16 protein-coding genes are annotated in these 17479 nt (G+C 54.9%); 14 read left to right on the top strand and 2 right to left on the bottom strand.

Annotated features, from left to right (window positions below):
- The 5 genes from yceG to ptsG all read left to right on the top strand — a co-directional run bounded on the left by yceG (position 1) and on the right by ptsG (position 5191).
- The gene (gene yceG, locus RT120_RS11115) at positions 1-1035 is read left to right on the top strand and encodes a cell division protein YceG (protein ID WP_312982632.1); all 1035 of its coding nucleotides are present in this window, start codon (positions 1-3) and stop codon (positions 1033-1035) included.
- Positions 1013-1648, top strand: a complete 636-nt coding sequence (tmk, locus tag RT120_RS11110) for a dTMP kinase (protein ID WP_312982631.1) — start codon at positions 1013-1015, stop codon at positions 1646-1648. The genes yceG and tmk overlap by 23 nt, the downstream gene beginning before the upstream one ends.
- On the top strand, positions 1648-2655 hold the full coding sequence (gene holB, locus RT120_RS11105) for a DNA polymerase III subunit delta' (RefSeq protein ID WP_312982629.1): 1008 nt from the start codon (positions 1648-1650) through the stop codon (positions 2653-2655). Before tmk ends, holB begins: the two co-directional genes overlap by 1 nt.
- A gap of 8 nt (positions 2656-2663) precedes the next feature.
- Positions 2664-3452, top strand: coding sequence for a metal-dependent hydrolase (locus tag RT120_RS11100; RefSeq protein ID WP_312982627.1), 789 nt, complete (start codon positions 2664-2666; stop codon positions 3450-3452).
- Between the two features lie 305 nt (positions 3453-3757).
- Positions 3758-5191 carry a PTS glucose transporter subunit IIBC gene (gene ptsG, locus RT120_RS11095; RefSeq protein ID WP_312982625.1) on the top strand — a complete coding sequence of 478 codons (1434 nt, stop codon included), beginning with the start codon at positions 3758-3760 and terminating at the stop codon, positions 5189-5191.
- A gap of 107 nt (positions 5192-5298) precedes the next feature.
- Here ptsG and fhuE read toward each other — a convergent pair whose 3' ends face one another.
- Positions 5299-7476: a ferric-rhodotorulic acid/ferric-coprogen receptor FhuE gene (gene fhuE / locus RT120_RS11090; protein WP_312982791.1), complete on the bottom strand. Its 2178-nt coding sequence runs from the start codon at positions 7474-7476 to the stop codon at positions 5299-5301.
- Positions 7477-7852: 376 nt separating this feature from the next.
- Here fhuE and RT120_RS11085 point away from each other — a divergent pair, with 376 nt between their 5' ends.
- The 9 genes from RT120_RS11085 (at position 7853) to RT120_RS11045 (ending at position 15157) form a co-directional block, all read left to right on the top strand.
- Complete coding sequence (locus RT120_RS11085) at positions 7853-8902, top strand: NAD(P)-dependent alcohol dehydrogenase (RefSeq protein ID WP_312982623.1); 1050 nt, start codon at positions 7853-7855, stop codon at positions 8900-8902.
- Positions 8903-9088: 186 nt separating this feature from the next.
- On the top strand, positions 9089-9448 hold the full coding sequence (hinT, locus tag RT120_RS11080; RefSeq protein ID WP_312982622.1) for a purine nucleoside phosphoramidase: 360 nt from the start codon (positions 9089-9091) through the stop codon (positions 9446-9448).
- A 1-nt stretch (position 9449) separates the two neighbouring features.
- Positions 9450-9824, top strand: coding sequence for a YcfL family protein (locus RT120_RS11075; RefSeq protein ID WP_312982620.1), 375 nt, complete (start codon positions 9450-9452; stop codon positions 9822-9824).
- Positions 9825-9836: 12 nt separating this feature from the next.
- On the top strand, positions 9837-10484 hold the full coding sequence (lpoB, locus tag RT120_RS11070; RefSeq protein ID WP_312982618.1) for a penicillin-binding protein activator LpoB: 648 nt from the start codon (positions 9837-9839) through the stop codon (positions 10482-10484).
- Positions 10462-11286 (top strand): thiamine kinase, encoded by an 825-nt coding sequence (gene thiK / locus RT120_RS11065; protein WP_312982617.1) that lies wholly within the window; start codon positions 10462-10464, stop codon positions 11284-11286. The genes lpoB and thiK overlap by 23 nt, the downstream gene beginning before the upstream one ends.
- Positions 11287-11298: 12 nt before the next feature.
- Positions 11299-12324 carry a beta-N-acetylhexosaminidase gene (gene nagZ / locus RT120_RS11060; protein WP_312982615.1) on the top strand — a complete coding sequence of 342 codons (1026 nt, stop codon included), beginning with the start codon at positions 11299-11301 and terminating at the stop codon, positions 12322-12324.
- A 33-nt stretch (positions 12325-12357) separates the two neighbouring features.
- Complete coding sequence (ycfP, locus tag RT120_RS11055) at positions 12358-12900, top strand: alpha/beta hydrolase YcfP (RefSeq protein WP_312982613.1); 543 nt, start codon at positions 12358-12360, stop codon at positions 12898-12900.
- Between the two features lie 222 nt (positions 12901-13122).
- Positions 13123-14427: an NAD(P)/FAD-dependent oxidoreductase gene (locus RT120_RS11050; protein WP_312982612.1), complete on the top strand. Its 1305-nt coding sequence runs from the start codon at positions 13123-13125 to the stop codon at positions 14425-14427.
- A gap of 190 nt (positions 14428-14617) precedes the next feature.
- Positions 14618-15157: a glycine zipper 2TM domain-containing protein gene (locus RT120_RS11045; RefSeq protein ID WP_312982610.1), complete on the top strand. Its 540-nt coding sequence runs from the start codon at positions 14618-14620 to the stop codon at positions 15155-15157.
- 684 nt (positions 15158-15841) lie between these two features.
- On the opposite strand, the gene RT120_RS11040 is transcribed toward RT120_RS11045, so the two are convergent.
- Entirely contained in the window at positions 15842-17374 is a 1533-nt protein-coding gene (locus RT120_RS11040; protein ID WP_312982608.1) for a SpoVR family protein, read from the bottom strand.
- Positions 17375-17479: the final 105 nt, after the last annotated feature.

Raw genomic sequence — 17479 nt, 5'->3', positions numbered from 1 at the left:
ATGAAGAAAATGCTGCGTTTTGTTCTGCTGATGATTATCGGGTTGGCAATTGCCGCAGGCGTTGGCTACTGGAAAGTACGCCAACTGGCGGACAGTCACCTGCTGATTAAACAAGAAACTATTTTTACCCTGAAAGCCGGTACCGGCCGCCTGGCGCTCGGTAACCAGCTTTCCGATGAGAAAATTATTAACCGGCCGCGTGTTTTTCAGTGGCTGCTGAAAGTGGAGCCAGAGCTTTCGCATTTCAAAGCCGGCACCTATCGTTTCACGCCGGACATCACCGTGCGCGACATGTTAAGGCTGTTGGAAAGCGGTAAAGAGGCGCAGTTCCCGCTACGTTTTGTCGAAGGCACCCGCCTGAGCGACTGGCTCAGTAAGCTGCGTGAAGCGCCTTATATCAAGCACACCCTGAAAGACGATGAGTACGCGACCGTTGCTGAGGCGCTCGGGTTCGACAGTGCTAAATCGATCGAAGGCTGGTTCTATCCAGACACCTGGCTGTATACCGCCAATACCACCGACGTGGCTTTGCTAAAACGGGCGCACCTGCGTATGGTAAAGGCCGTTGATAAAGCCTGGGATGAAAAAGCCGCGGGGCTGCCATACCAGGATAAAGAGCAGTTACTGACTATGGCCTCGATTATCGAGAAAGAAACGGCGGTAGCCAGTGAACGTCCTGACGTTGCCTCGGTTTTTGTGAATCGCCTGCGCATCGGCATGCGTTTACAAACCGATCCCACCGTGATTTACGGCATGGGCAAAGCCTATGACGGCAATTTAACCCGCAAAGCGCTGGATACGCCTACGCCGTACAACACCTATGTGATTAACGGCTTGCCGCCAGGCCCGATCGCCATTCCGGGCGAAGCCTCACTGATGGCGGCGGCGAAGCCGGCAAAAACGCCTTATCTTTACTTTGTTGCCGATGGCGATGGCGGACACACGTTTAATACCAACCTCGCGGACCATAACAAGTCGGTGCAGGATTATTTAAAAGTTATGAAGGAAAAAGATGGGCAAGTACATTGTCATTGAAGGATTAGAAGGAGCAGGGAAAACCACGGCGCGCAATGTGGTGGTAGAGACGCTGAAATCGCTGGGCATTGAAGATATGGCCTTTACCCGCGAGCCTGGCGGCACCATCCTTGCAGAAAAACTGCGTAGCCTGGTACTGGATATCAAATCCGTCGGTGACGAAGTGATTACCGATAAAGCCGAAGTGCTGATGTTTTACGCCGCACGTGTTCAGCTGGTGGAAACCGTGATTAAACCGGCGCTGGCGCGCGGCGCGTGGGTGATTGGCGATCGGCACGATCTCTCGACCCAGGCCTATCAGGGCGGCGGACGGGGTATCGATGCCCATCTCCTCAGCACGTTACGCCAGGCCGTGTTAGGTGATTTCGCCCCCGATCTGACGTTGTATCTGGATGTTGATCCGGTGGTGGGGCTTAAACGCGCGCGCGCGCGCGGCGAGCTGGACCGCATCGAGCAAGAATCCTTTGATTTCTTTCATCGCACCCGCGCCCGCTACCTTGAACTGGCGGCGGCGGACAGCCGTATCCATACCATTGATGCCACGCAATCGCTGGAGGCGGTGACGCAAGCGATTCGTGAGACGGTTACGCGCTGGGTTAGGGAGCAGGCGTAATGAAATGGTACCCGTGGCTGCGTCCGGGCTATGAGCAACTGGTGGCGAACCATCAGGCTGGCCGAGGTCATCATGCATTACTCGTGCATGCCTTGCCGGGCATGGGTGAAGACTCGCTGATTTATGCGATCAGCCGCTGGTTGATGTGCCAGCAGCCCGACGGGCAGAAGAGCTGCGGGAAATGCCGCGCCTGCCAGTTGATGCAGGCCCAGACGCATCCCGATTATTATCTTGCTGAACCCGAGAAAGGGAAGGCGACGCTGGGCATTGACGCGATCCGCGACATTACTGAAAAACTCTACGATCACGCCCGGCTGGGCGGGGCGAAAGTGGTCTGGATCAAAGATGCCGCGCAGTTGACGGAAGCTGCTGCTAACGCGTTGTTGAAAACCCTTGAAGAGCCGCCAGCAAATACCTGGTTTATGTTGGGATGCCGCGCGCCGGAACGTTTACCCGCGACGCTGCGTAGCCGCTGTTTATACTGGCATCTGGCACCGCCGGAAGACCGCTGGGCTGAAGCCTGGCTGGCGCGTGAAACCGATGCACCTCAGGCCCAGCGTATTGCCGCGTTGCGGCTAAGCGGCGGTGCGCCTGCTGCGGCACTGGAACTGTTGCAAACCAGCGCCTGGTCGCAGCGTCCGCTGCTGGCGGAGCGCCTGGAACAGGCCATTAACACCCGTGATGCGCTGGCGCTGCTGCCGGAACTGCATCACGACGATGCGGCGATGCGTCTGCACTGGCTGGCGGCGCTGTTGCTGGATGCCATTAAATGCCAGCAGGGCGCGGCAGGCTATATTACTCATGCTGATTTAACCGCGCACAGCCAGCGGCTGGCGACGTTACTTCCCACCGGCCACCTGCAAGCTATGCTGGATGGGCTGCTGCCATGCCGCGAGCAGCTTATCTCGGTCGCCGGCCTTAACCGCGAACTGATGCTTACTGAACTACTCTTAAACTGGGAACAAGTATGGCGCACTGGCGCACCGCTCCCACATTCCCCTCTCTGAGAGATGCTATGTTTTTAGTTGATTCACACTGCCACCTTGATGGGTTGGACTATAAAACGCTACACAGCAGCGTTGATGATGTACTGGAAAAAGCTGCCGCGCGCGACGTGAAATTTTGCCTGGCGGTGGCGACCACGTTGCCGGGCTATCGGGCGATGCGCGATCTGATCGGCGAGCGCGATAACGTGGCGTACTCCTGCGGCGTTCATCCGCTGAATCAGGATGAAGCCTGGGATGTCGCGCAACTGCGCCAACTGGCGGCGGACCCGCGCGTTGTCGCCATGGGCGAAACCGGGCTCGATTATTACTACACCCCCGAAACCAAACCTCAGCAGCAGGAATCATTCCGCAACCACTTACGTATTGGCTGCGAGCTGAATAAACCGGTGATTGTCCATACCCGTGATGCCCGTGAAGACACCCTGGCGATCCTGCGTGAGGAAAACGTGACGGAATGCGGTGGCGTACTACACTGTTTTACTGAGGACAGGGAAACGGCAGCGAAGCTCCTCGATATGGGAATGTATATCTCGTTTTCCGGTATCGTGACGTTTCGCAATGCAGAGCAATTGCGCGAGGCCGCGCGTTATGTACCGCTCGACCGTTTGCTGATCGAAACGGACTCCCCCTGGCTCACGCCAGTGCCTCATCGCGGCAAAGAGAACCAGCCAGCGTTAGTGAGAGATGTCGCTGAGTACATGGCTGTGCTTAAAGGGGTTTCCGTCGAGGAACTGGCGCGTATCACGACGCGTAATTTCTCCGAACTCTTCCATCTTGACCTCTCCCATCTCGCCTGATTTGCAGGCTCTCTCAGTTATTTTAAAGCTCGTAATTAATATTTAAAGCGAGTAAAGTTCACCGCCTAAAAATGGGCGGTGACGCAGCGTTTAGACACATTTAGACATCCTCAATGTAAAGAAATGCAAGTTTTTGGCCTGCGCTTTGCTGAAACGTGATAGCTGTCAAACAATGTTGAGCCTATTTATTTTACTCTGCGTAATAAATAAAGGGCGCTTAGATGCCCTGTTTATGGCCTGTCTCTCCCCACAGGCTGATGCGTTAAACGCGTAAAAAGCACTAATACTCAGGAGCACTCTCAATTATGTTTAAGAATGCATTTGCTAACCTGCAAAAGGTGGGTAAATCGCTGATGCTGCCGGTATCCGTACTCCCGATCGCAGGTATCCTGCTGGGCGTCGGTTCCGCAAACTTCAGCTGGCTGCCAGCGGTGGTTTCCCACGTTATGGCAGAAGCGGGCGGGTCAGTTTTCGCCAACATGCCGCTGATTTTCGCTATTGGTGTCGCACTTGGCTTTACCAATAACGATGGCGTTTCCGCTCTGGCCGCTGTGGTGGCTTACGGCATTATGGTGAAAACCATGGCCGTGGTTGCGCCGCTGGTTCTGCATCTCCCCGCAGAAGAGATCGCGGCTAAACACCTGGCCGATACCGGTGTGCTTGGCGGGATCATCTCGGGTGCGATTGCCGCCTACATGTTCAACCGTTTCTACCGCATCAAGCTTCCTGAGTATCTGGGCTTCTTCGCCGGTAAACGTTTCGTGCCGATCATCTCTGGTCTGGCTGCGATCTTCACTGGCGTGATCCTGTCCTTCATTTGGCCGCCGATTGGCTCCGCCATTCAGACCTTCTCCCAGTGGGCTGCTTATCAGAACCCGGTAGTGGCGTTTGGTATCTATGGCTTCATCGAGCGCTGCCTGGTGCCGTTCGGCCTGCACCATATCTGGAACGTTCCTTTCCAGATGCAGATTGGTGAGTACACCAACGCGGCAGGCCAGGTGTTCCACGGCGATATCCCGCGTTACATGGCGGGTGACCCGACTGCGGGCATGCTGTCTGGTGGCTTCCTGTTTAAAATGTACGGTCTGCCTGCTGCCGCGATTGCCATCTGGCACTCTGCTAAGCCGGAAAACCGCGCTAAAGTCGGCGGTATCATGATCTCCGCTGCGCTGACCTCGTTCCTGACCGGTATCACCGAGCCGATCGAGTTCTCCTTTATGTTCGTTGCGCCGATCCTGTACATCATCCACGCGATTCTGGCAGGCCTGGCATTCCCGATCTGTATCCTGCTGGGTATGCGTGACGGTACTTCGTTCTCTCACGGCCTGATCGACTTTATCGTTCTGTCTGGCAACAGCAGCAAACTGTGGCTGTTCCCGATTGTGGGTGCAGGTTACGCGGTGGTGTACTACACCATCTTCCGCGTGCTGATCAAAGCGCTGGACCTGAAAACCCCGGGCCGTGAAGATGCTACCGAAGACAGCAAAACCACCGGCACCAGCGAAATGGCTCCGGCTCTGGTTACTGCGTTCGGCGGTAAAGAAAACATCACTAACCTGGATGCGTGCATCACCCGTCTGCGTGTCAGCGTCGCTGACGTGGCGAAAGTAGACCAGGCTGGCCTGAAAAAACTCGGCGCCGCTGGCGTGGTGGTGGCAGGTTCAGGCGTTCAGGCGATTTTCGGTACTAAATCCGATAACCTGAAAACTGAAATGGATGAATACATCCGTAACAGCTAAGTGTTGTTCGGGGAGACTGAGGGAGCCGCAAGGCTCCCTTTTTTATTGCCTGCGGTTTTGAGACAGGAAAGAGGCGGGGACGCGTTAACGCCCTCGCCTGAGAGTGATTAGAAGCTGTAGTTCGCGGTCACAGAGACGTTGCGCGGCGCGCCGTAGATATAGGATTGTTCGATATTGGTATCGTACTCTTTATCAAACAGGTTATTCAGGTTGGCCTGAACGGCGAAGTCTTTGGTCACCTGGTAACGGCCAAACAGGTCCACCAGCGCGTAGCTGCCTTGTTCAGCACGGAAGGTGCCGTATGGGGTAGCAACGTTCTGGTAGACGCGATTCTGCCAGTTCACGCCGCCGCCGACGGTCAGCTGTTGCAGCATCGGCAGGTTATAGCTGGTGAACAGTTTCAGCGTCGTGCGCGGCAGGTTAGGGTTAAACGCGTTGCCGTCGCGATCTTCCGCCACGTAGCGCGTCGCCCCGAAGGTCATCTGCCAGTAGTCGGTGATGGCACCGTTAACTTCAAACTCTACGCCTTTGCTTACCGTGCCATCGGCTTCAGCATATGCGCTTTCACCCGCGCTGCCTGGGATTACCTGGCCTGTGGTAACGCCAAGATTGTCCTGCTCAATGCGGAATACCGCCAGCGAGGTGGTCAGGCGGCTGTCCATCCAGTCAGATTTCACGCCCAGCTCGTAGTTATTGCCGGTGATCGGCGACAGGTATTTACCGTTAATGTCACGCACGGTTTGCGGCTGGAACACCGAGGTGTAGCTGGCATAGGTTGACCAGTTTTCATTGATATCGAACACCAGACCGGCGTATGGCGTCGTGTTGTTTTTCTCAATGTTCTGGGTCAGGGTGTCGCTGCTCCACTTGGTGTAGCGCGCGCCCACAATCAGGTGCAGCGGATCGGCCAGCGAGATGCGGGTCGCGGTATAGGCCGATTTAATATGGATCTTATCGTCCTGCGCTACTGTCAGTTCGCCCCACTGGGTTTCCGGGAAGTTGCCGTTGTAGTCGTAGTAGCTGCCCAGCTCGTCTGCGCCGATGTTAGCCCAGCTGTTCAGGTAGCGGTTATGCTGTTTACTGTAGTTTGAGCCCACCATTAACTGATGCTGACGGCCTAACAGTTCATACGGCCCGCTGGCGTAGAGATCCAGCGCATCCACTTTGCGTTTACCGGTGTTGTAGCCCGTACCGCCCACCACCGGGTAGCTTGCGCCGTAATAGCTTTCCATGATCCCGGTAGATTTATCCACCAGACCGTCAAGATACAGCGCTTTGCTGTCGAGGTTCATTTCGGTATGGGTGGCGTTGAGGGTCAGCTCCCAGTTATTTTCGAAACCCTGCTTCAGTGTCGCGAAGACTTTATTAAAGTCTTTGTCGTTATAGGCCCAGTTTGGCGCGGTGCTGTCGTGTTTGTTATGGCCAACCAGGCTACCGTCAGTATACCAGCGCGGCAGGCCGCCCCAGGTCTGGCTGTCGACGTTGATGTCCTGGTATTCGTAGCCCACGGAGAAGCGGGTCATGTCGGTCAAATCAACATCCAGCACGCCATAAAAGAATTTCTTCTCATTGTTATAACGGTCCAGCCAGCTGTCGTTATTCTGGTAACCGGCTACCATACGGCCACGAATTCTGCCGTCATCGGTCAGTGGTGACTGTACGTCGGCAACATAGCGCTGTTTATCCCAACTGCCGTATTCCGCAGAGACGTCGCCTTTAAACTCGCGGCTGTCGGCGTGCTTACGTACCATGTTCACGGCGGCGGAAGGGTTGCCTGGCCCGGTCATCAAACCGGTCGCGCCGCGCACAACTTCCACACGCTCCAGCAATGCGGTATCGGAAAGGGCATCGCCCAGGTTCCAGCGGGTTTCGAAGAAGGTGGGAATGCCGTCCACCATGTAGTTATCGATCAGGAATCCGCGAGAGTAATAAGAAATACGATCCGAGTCGGCTACCGATGCGCTAACGCCCGTGGTGTTAGACAGAACATCGCCCAGCGTTTGCAGCTTTTGATCCTGCATACGCTGTTCGCTGACCACGCTGACAGACTGCGGAATATCGCGCTGTACCAGCATCATTTTTGTGCCGGCAGAGGTGGTTTTAACGCTGTAATCCTGGCTTTCTTCGGCTTGTGCGTTAACGGCTGATGCCTCAACTAACACCGTATCTTCAGACTGCGGCGCGGCAAATGCCGAACTCACCGGCAGCGCGGCGCAAATGCACATCGCCAGCAGTGAGCGGTGGGGCAGAGAATTTTTCCTGGTATCAAAAACAGAAGACATGATTAACCCTTAATAAAAGACGCAATTTTTGCTGCGCGGCCTGGGTTTCCCAACGGCGCGTGGCATGTTGTGTGTGGTAATAACATCAGAGATACGAATAAAAATGAGAACTATATGCATTTGGTTGATCGGTGTAAACAAATGTAAGAGTGAAACTGAAACAGGATTCCAGAAACGGTGATAGCGATCGCGCTGAAGAGTTAAACGATTAACGTCATTCCTCTCGCGAAATAACGGTTTATCAACATAAACACCCATAAATACATCGGGAACAGACGTTATCCGTGGCGCAGCGCGCGGCGTTTTTTTTCGCGCAGTGGTTATCAGCAGGGGGCGGGTCTACAGTGAATAGGTCTGTTAACAGCGAGAGAGAACCAAGATGAAAGTTTCAGGTTATGCAGCGCTTTCCCCCACCGCGCCGTTAGCGCCTTTTCAGGTTGAGCGACGCACGCCGCGCCCCGATGACGTGACGATAGAAATTCTGTATTGCGGCGTGTGCCACTCCGATCTCCATCAGGCCAGAAACGACTGGGGTTTCAGCCAGTATCCGCTGGTGCCGGGCCACGAAATTATTGGCCGGGTGACTGAGGTCGGCGACAAAGTAACGAAATTCAAGCCTGGCGATTTGGCGGGCATCGGCTGTATGGTGGATTCCTGTCGCGAGTGCAATCCGTGCCGGCAGGGGCTGGAGCAGTACTGCGAAGAAGGCAATATCCAGACCTATAACGGCCAGGATCGCTTCGATCATCGCCCCACCTTTGGCGGCTATTCCCAGGCTATTCTCGCCAGTGAAGATTTTGTGCTGCGTATCCCGGAGGGCCTGGATTTAGAAGGCGCGGCACCACTGCTGTGCGCGGGCATTACCACCTGGTCACCGCTCAAGCGCTGGAATATTGGCGAGGGCAGTAAAGTCGCGGTAGTCGGTCTCGGCGGGTTAGGGCATATGGCCCTCAAGCTGGCGAACGGTTTGGGCGCGGAAGTCACGCTGTTTACCCGTTCGCCGGGCAAGGAAGAGGATGCGCGTCGCCTCGGGGCCCATCACGTGATTATTTCCACCGATCCGTCGCATATGGAGCAGGTGAAAAACCAGTTCGACCTGATTATCGATACCGTGCCTTATACCCACGACATCAACCCCTATCTGCCGACGCTGACCCTCGACGGCACGCTGGTGTTTGTCGGCCTGCTGGGCGAACTGCAACCCTATGTCAACACAGTGCCGCTGATCCTGGGCCGTCGCTCGGTGGCGGGTTCCTGCATCGGCGGGATTGCGGAAACTCAGGAAATGCTCGATTTCTGCGCGGAAAAAGGCATCGTTTCAGACGTGGAAATCATTAAGATTCAGGAGATCAATGAAGCCTACGAACGGATGCTGAAAAGCGACGTAAAATACCGCTTCGTGATCGATATGGCGTCCCTGGCGTCGTAACCCTGCGGTTTGTTTTGCTGGCGATGCGGCGAAACAAACCGTTTTATCCCGTTAAACTCCACGCAACCTATTGATTAAAACCAGTGTTTCATTTGTGGCAATCAGCGAGGGTGATATACTGAATGCACAGATGCTCACTCGTTTACTGCGCTTAATACCGCCGCAGCGTTAAAAAAGGATACGGTCATGGCTGAAGAAACTATTTTTAGCAAAATCATTCGTCGCGAGATCCCAGCCGACGTCGTCTTTCAGGATGAACTGGTCACCGCGTTCCGCGATATCTCTCCGCAAGCGCCGACCCATATCTTAATCGTTCCTAATGTGCTGATCCCAACCGTTAATGACGTCACCCCGGAACACGAGCAGGCACTGGGCCGTATGCTGACCGTGGCGGCGAAAATTGCCGAACAGGAAGGCATCGCCGAAGATGGCTATCGCCTGATCATGAACTGTAATCGTCACGGTGGGCAGGAGGTATACCATATCCATATGCACCTGTTGGGCGGACGCGCGCTGGGGCCGATGCTTTCCCATAAAGGGCTGTAACATGAAACGTGCGTGCCTTCTTGCATTGTGTTCACTGATGGTGCTGGCGGGGTGTAGCTCGCGCCCGGAAATCCCGGTGAGCGATCGCCAGACGCTGGTGATGGAAACCTCAGTGATGGCGGCGGGCGTGATGGCTGAAAAACCAGAATTATCCAGTCAATCCGGCAAGCTCGTCGCCACCAGTACGCTTTACAATGAAAAGGATGTGCCCGTAACGCTGAACTATCAATTTTACTGGTACGAAGAGAGCGGACTGGAATTGCATCCACTGGATAAGTCCGCCACGATAATCATACCTGCGCACAGCCGCATCGTGCTGAATGCGGCGTCGCCTTTTCTGGGCGCCAGCCAGGTTCGACTCTATCTCTGGTTATAAGGGGTGATATTAATGAGGGCGATGCCTCGTTTTTGGCTACTGGCGACAGTAGCGTTAATACTTTCCGGGTGTGTGATGCGTGGGCAACAGGAGCCTGCGCCGGTCGATCAAGCCACACCTGCGCCACAGCAACCGGTGCCAACACCTGAACCGGTACCAACGGTGCCGTCTGTACCTGAAGTTCCGCCGCAGCCGGGTCCGATTGAGCATCAGGAGCCGACCCCTGCGGAGCCGAAAGTGCGCCAGTACGACTGGAGCGGCGCGGTTCAGCCGATGGTCGGCAAAATGTTGCAGGCGGGCGGTGTCAATGCCGGTAGCGTGCTGCTGGTGGATTCGGTCAACAACCGTACCAACGGTTCGCTGCAAACCGGTCCGGCTACTGAAGCACTGCGCAATGCTTTAGCCAATAACAACACCTTCACGCTGGTCTCCGCGCAACAACTGTCGATGGCGAAGCAGCAGCTCGGCCTCTCCCCGCAGGACAGCCTGGGCACGCGCAGCAAGGCGATTGGCATTGCCCGTAACGTCGGTGCGCACTATGTGCTGTATACCAGCGCAGGCGGCAACGTCAGCGCCCCGACCCTGCAAATGCAACTGATGCTGGTGCAAACTGGCGAAATTATCTGGTCAGGTAAAGGTGCGGTTTCCCAAATCCAGTGATGCGGCATTAAACGCACTGCTTCAAACCCGGTTTCCGGCGGCTCAGGCCGCCGGTTCTGTTTCTCCGCTCCCCGGCTCCAGCGGCCAGAGCCTGCGCCTTGAATGGGCAGGCATGCCGCTGGTTGCCCGGCGCGATAGCGCGACGCTGCAATCTGGTGTTAGCCTGCGCCGCCACTACCGCGCCCTGAAGCGGCTCGCCCCCGGCCTCGGGCCAAAACCTTACGCCCTGGGCGACGGCTGGCTGGTCAGCGAATTTATTCGCGGTGATGTGGTCGAAACGTTACCCGATGCGGGTGAGCTGGCCGTGCTGCTGTATACTCTGCATCGCCAGAAAAGATTCGGCTGGCGCATTCACCTGCTGCCGCTGCTGATAAGCTACTGGCAGCAGAGCGATCCGGCCAGGCGCACGCCACTATGGCTACGCACGCTGCAACGTCTGGGCGCGCAGGGTGAGCCGCGCCCGCTGCGCCTGGCGCCGCTGCATATGGATCTTCATGCGGGCAATCTGGTACGCAGCGCGGATAAGCTACGGCTTATCGACTGGGAATACGCCGGAGATGGCGATGTGGCGCTGGAGCTTGCCGCTGCCAGCCTGGATGAAAGCGAACGGCAACAGTTAATAACCGATTACGCGCGGCACGCAGCGCTTAACCCGGCGCAGTTGCGTTTACAGGTCGCGCGCTGGCGGCCCTGGACTGTCGCACTGATGGCGGGCTGGTACGAGCGCCATTTCTGGCAAACGCGCGATAGCGAGTTTATTACACTTGCTCATGACGCCTGGAACAGGCTTAAGAATAATTAACCGGAGGTTGATGTGGGACCAGTAATGCTGGATGTAGCGGGCTTCGAACTGGATGCCGAAGAGCGCGAGATTTTAAACCATCCGCTGGTGGGCGGGCTGATCTTGTTTACCCGCAATTACCACGATCCGGCGCAGTTGCGCGAACTGGTGCGGCAAATCCGCGCGGCGTCCCGTCATCGTCTGGTGGTGGCGGTGGACCAGGAAGGCGGACGCGTTCAGCGTTTTCGTGAAGGCTTTACCCGCCTGCCCGCCGCGCAATCTTTCGCCGAGCTGTATGGCGAGGAAGAGGGAGCCAGACTGGCGTTTGACGCCGGTTGGCTGATGGCCAGCGAGATGATCGCCATGGACATCGACATCAGCTTCGCCCCGGTACTGGATCTCGGGCATATCAGCGCCGCCATCGGCGAGCGTTCATTCCACGCCGACCCGGCAATTGCTCTGCGTGTTGCCGAACAGTTTATCGACGGCATGCACAGCGCCGGGATGAAAACCACTGGCAAACACTTCCCCGGCCACGGAGCGGTGATGGCGGACTCCCACAAAGAGACGCCGCGCGATCCGCGTTCTGAAGAGGAAATCCGCACCCGCGACATGTCGATCTTTAAAAATCTGATCCTCGACAACAAGCTCGACGCCATTATGCCTGCTCACGTCATTTATCCGGAGGTGGATGACCGTCCGGCCAGCGGGTCGCCGCACTGGCTGAAAACGGTGCTGCGTGGGGAGCTGGGCTTCGACGGCGTGATTTTCTCCGACGATCTGTCAATGGAAGGCGCGGCGATCATGGGCAGCTATGCCGAGCGCGGCCAGGCTTCGCTGGACGCCGGTTGCGACATGATCCTGGTTTGTAATAATCGTGAAGGCGCGGTTAGCGTGTTAGATAACCTGTCGCCGATCAATGCTGAACGTGTTACGCATTTGTATCATAAAGGTTCATTTTCGCGCAGCGAACTGCTTGCTTCATCGCGCTGGAAGCAGGTGACTCGCGTGCTGGAAGCGCAGCATGAGCGCTGGCAGGCCCATAAAGCAGGGCTGTAATCGTTTATCGGTAAGCGGCAGGGTGAGGTTACGATGATAATTTATTTACACGGTTTCGACTCCAGCAGTCCGGGTAACCATGAGAAAGTGTTGCAACTGCAATTTATCGATCCGGACGTGCGGCTGATCAGCTACAGCACGTTGCACCCCAAACATGATATGCAACATCTGCTGCGTGAAGTGGACAAGATGCTACAGTTAAATGCGGATGACCGACCGCTGATTTGCGGCGTCGGGCTCGGCGGCTACTGGGCCGAGCGGGTGGGGTTCCTGTGTGACATCCGCCAGGCTATTTTCAACCCGAACCTGTTTCCCTATGAAAATATGGAAGGGAAAATTGACCGCCCGGAAGAGTATCAGGACATTGCCACCAAATGCGTGGAGAACTTCCGCGAGAAAAACCGCGATCGCTGCCTGGTGCTGTTATCCCGTAATGACGAGGCGCTCGACAGCCAGCGTTCGGCGCAGGCGCTGCTCCCTTATTACGAAATTGTCTGGGACGAGCAGCAGACCCACAAATTTAAAAACATTTCGCCCCATTTGCAGCGTATCAAGGCGTTTAAAAGCCTCGGATAAGCGTTTTTGCGGTCAAAATGTTAACGGGTCAGCCATGTGCTGGCCCTTTTTGTTGAAGTTTTCGGCGGAAAAATTGATTCACATCAAATTTGGTATGACCATTGACCCGTTCATGTTATTCTTTGGTCAACAGGATGAAGAAACACCGGTAACCCTTTGTTAATTAAAAGCTATTTTTATAACCTTTAGTTAACAATTGGTTAATAATTTAAGGGGGTCACGTTGACTACACCATTGAAAAAGATTGTGATTGTCGGCGGTGGTGCTGGCGGACTGGAGCTGGCGACGCAGCTGGGTAAAAAGCTGGGTCGCGGTAAAAAAGCCAAAATCACCCTGGTGGATCGTAATCACAGCCATCTGTGGAAACCGCTGCTGCACGAAGTGGCTACCGGCTCCCTCGACGAAGGCGTGGATGCGCTGAGCTATCTGGCCCACGCGCGTAATCACCATTTCCAGTTCCAACTGGGTTCTGTGGTGGATATCAATCGCGAAAGCAAAACCCTCACCCTTGCGGAACTACGCGATGAGAAGGGCGAACTGCTGGTGCCTGAGCGCAAGCTTGCCTACGACACCCTGGTGATGGCGCTGGGCAGTACCTCCAACGATTTCAATACCCCGGGCGTGAAAGAGAACTGCATTTTCCTGGATAACCCGCATCAGGCGCGGCGTTTCCACCAGGAAATGCTTAACCAGTTCCTGAAATATTCTTCCAATCTCGGTGCCAGCGGCAAAGTGAATATTGCCATCGTCGGCGGTGGGGCAACGGGTGTTGAGCTGTCGGCGGAGCTGCATAATGCGGTAAAACAGCTGCACAGCTACGGTTACAAAGGCTTAACCAACGAGGCGCTTAACGTCACGCTGGTGGAAGCAGGCGAACGCATCCTGCCTGCGCTGCCGCCGCGTATCTCCAGTGCGGCACACAGCGAGCTGACCAAACTGGGCGTGCGCGTGTTAACCAACACCCTGGTAACCAGCGCGGAAGCCAACGGACTGAACACCAAAGACGGCGAGTTTATCAAAGCGGATCTGATGGTCTGGGCGGCAGGCATCAAAGCGCCGGACTTTATGAAGGATATCGGCGGTCTGGAAACCAACCGCATCAATCAGTTGGTGGTAGAGCCGACGCTACAAACCACGCGCGATCCGGACATTTTCGCCATCGGCGACTGCGCATCCTGTGCCCGCCCGGAAGGCGGATTTGTGCCGCCGCGCGCCCAGGCGGCGCACCAGATGGCCTCCCTGGCGCTGGATAACATCCTGGCGCAGTACAAGAACAAGCCGCTGAAGAACTACGTCTATAAAGACCACGGTTCGCTGGTGTCGCTCTCTAATTACTCCACCGTAGGCAGCCTGATGGGCAACCTGATGCGCGGCTCAATGATGGTGGAAGGGCGAATCGCGCGCTTCGTGTACATCTCTCTGTACCGTATGCACCAGATCGCATTGCACGGCTACATCAAAACCGGCCTGATGATGCTGGTAGGCAGTATCAACCGGGTTATTCGCCCGCGTCTGAAGCTGCATTAATCGTCATGCCCCTCCCGCATGCCGGGAGGGTTTCAGCATAAATCAGGCAAATTTGCCTTACGTCACCTCGGACTCCTCTGAAACCCCCTTCAAAAGCCAACTATTGCTCGCTTTTACTCCTTCGTCTGATGTTTTCTCCTTACATCTGGTTGCAGAATTGTTATGAATAACACAGCCAGGAGGATGTCCTGTGAACAAATCAATGTTAGCGGGTATAGGGATTGGCGTAGCAGCCGCGCTGGGTGTGGCTGCGGTAGCCAGCTTAAATGTATTCAATCCAGCGCCAAAATACGCGCAGGTGGTTTCCGCCACGCCGATAAAGGAAACGGTTAAAACGCCGCGTAAAGAGTGTCGCAACGTTACTGTGACGCATCGGCGTCCGGTGCAGGATGAAAACCGCCTCGCCGGGTCGGTATTAGGCGCGGTGGCAGGCGGCGTGATTGGCCATCAGTTCGGCGGCGGACGCGGTAAAGATATTGCCACGGTCGCTGGCGCGTTAGGCGGCGGGTATGCGGGTAACCAGATTCAGGGCGCTATGCAGGATCGTGATACCTATACCACCACCCAACAGCGTTGCCAGACGGTCTATGACAAGTCTGAGAAGATGATCGGCTATGACGTCACATACAAGATTGGCGATCAGCAGGGCAAAATCCGTATGGACAAACAGCCTGGCGAAACTATCCCTCTGGACAGCAATGGCCAACTGATTTTGAATAACAACGCGTAAAAAAAGACAGACTTCATCATTAGCCCCTCTGGCGCTCAGGCAGAGGGGCTTTTTTTTGCCTGAAAGAGAAGCAGTGCGACTGACTTTGCCCACTCGCGAAAGCCACATGCTTTTTAATCGCGATGTCACCTGTAGCGCGCAGTGAGCAAAGTAGTGACGAAAACGCCCGTGAGGAAACAGGCTGGTCTAGATGATGTTATGTTGTCTAATTAACAATAAGCCAGTGATAAGAACCGACACAAAGGCGAAAAGTACGGTACCGCCTAATAACATCCAGAGACCGAACAACACCGTAATGACTATTAGCACTTTCAGTAAAGGTAATAGCATGATCATATTATTTTCCTTCTGCGGGTGTAGCCAGATGGGGGGACACACTCCTGTTTTATCGTGTTGCAGTGCTCAAATTGAAAAGTCCATATAAATTCGTCGTCCTGGCGAGATGTTCTCCTCTGTAAAGCTATGTCAACGCTAATCATTAGCTAACGAATAATCCGTGTTAATGCTAAAAATTCTAGTCACACCCGGTAATATATTTATAAAGTTTTACCTATCGTTGATATAGGGATTGCCTATTAACTCAAAGCCGCGAGAAAACTTGATGTATTACGGAAGGTTATAAGTCAGCGGAAGGGCAAATAAAAAACCTGGCGCGTCGGCGCCAGGTTGAGTGGAAAAATAATTTTACAGAGTATTCATGCGCGGTGGGCAGCGATCCAGCAACTCGACGCTGCCATCCTCGTTCTGCTGCTCAAGCATCACATCAAATCCCCACAGGCGATGCACGTGTTTCAGCACTTCCCGGCGGCCTTTATCCAGCGGCGCGCGGTTATGCGGGATATAACGCAGGGTTAACGAACGGTCGCCGCGCAAATCCACATTCCACACCTGAATATTCGGTTCAAGGTTACTTAGGTTGTACTGCGATGAAAGCTTGTTGCGGATTTCGCGATAGCCTTCTTCGTTGTGGATAGCGGAAATTTCCAGATAATTATTGCGATCGTCATCCAGCACGGTAAACAGGCGGAAATCGCGCATCACCTTCGGCGACAGGAACTGGCTGATAAAGCTCTCGTCTTTAAAATCGCGCATTGCAAAGTGCAGCGTCTCCAGCCAGTCCGAACCCGCAATATCCGGGAACCAGTATTTATCCTCTTCGGTCGGCGACTGGCAGATCCGCTTGATGTCCTGGAACATGGCGAAACCCAGCGCATACGGGTTAATACCGTTATACCACGGGCTGTTATATGGCGGCTGGAACACCACGTTGGTATGGCTGTGCAGGAACTCCAGCATAAAGCGCTCGGTCACTTTTCCTTCATCGTAAAGATGATTGAGGATGGTGTAGTGCCAGAACGTCGCCCAGCCTTCGTTCATCACCTGGGTCTGTTTCTGCGGATAAAAATACTGGCTGACCTTGCGCACAATGCGCAGGATCTCACGCTGCCACGGTTCCAGCAGCGGCGCGTTTTTCTCCATGAAATAGAGCAGGTTTTCCTGTGGCTCAGACGGGTAGCGGCGCTCGGCTTCGACCGCTTTTTCCTCTTCCCGGCGCGGCAGGGTGCGCCACAGCATGTTCACCTGGCTTTGCAAGTACTCTTCACGGCTTTTCTGACGTGCTTTCTCTTCCTGCAACGAGATTTTCTGCGGGCGTTTATAGCGGTCAACACCGTAGTTCATCAGGGCATGGCAGGAGTCCAGCAGCCGCTCCACTTCATCCACGCCGTAGCGCTCTTCGCACTCGGTGATGTAACCGCGGGCAAAAATCAGGTAATCGACAATCGAGCTGGCGTCGGTCCAACTGCGGAACAAATAGTTATTTTTGAAGAAAGAGTTATGCCCGTAGCAGGCATGGGCCATCACCAGCGCCTGCATGGTAATGGTGTTCTCTTCCATCAGATACGCGATACAGGGATTAGAGTTGATGACGATTTCGTACGCCAGGCCCTGCTGGCCGTGCTTATACAGCCTTTCGGTTTCGATGAACTTTTTACCAAACGACCAGTGGGGATAGTTAATCGGCATCCCGATACTGGAATAGGCGTCCATCATCTGTTCGGAGGTGATGACTTCAATTTGATGTGGGTAAGTCTCGAGGCGGTACAGCTTCGCCACTCTATCAATTTCAGCAAGATAGATATCCAGCAGCTCGAACGTCCAGTCTGGCCCATCGCTCAGGCGACGGGAATCCCTTGTTTCGGAATCAATAATAGCCATCAGCGCGCCCTCATTGTTGCGGAACCCTCTGCACGGGGAACCTTACCTACAAAGCATAGAACACAGCGGAAAAATCCGTGGCTTAACGAATTTTTTTTCTCCGCG

Source organism: Atlantibacter sp., assembly GCF_032062175.1.
GTDB lineage: Bacteria > Pseudomonadota > Gammaproteobacteria > Enterobacterales > Enterobacteriaceae > Atlantibacter.
Note: the sequence above shows the minus strand (reverse complement) of the source record. Positions and strands in the feature narration are given on the sequence as shown.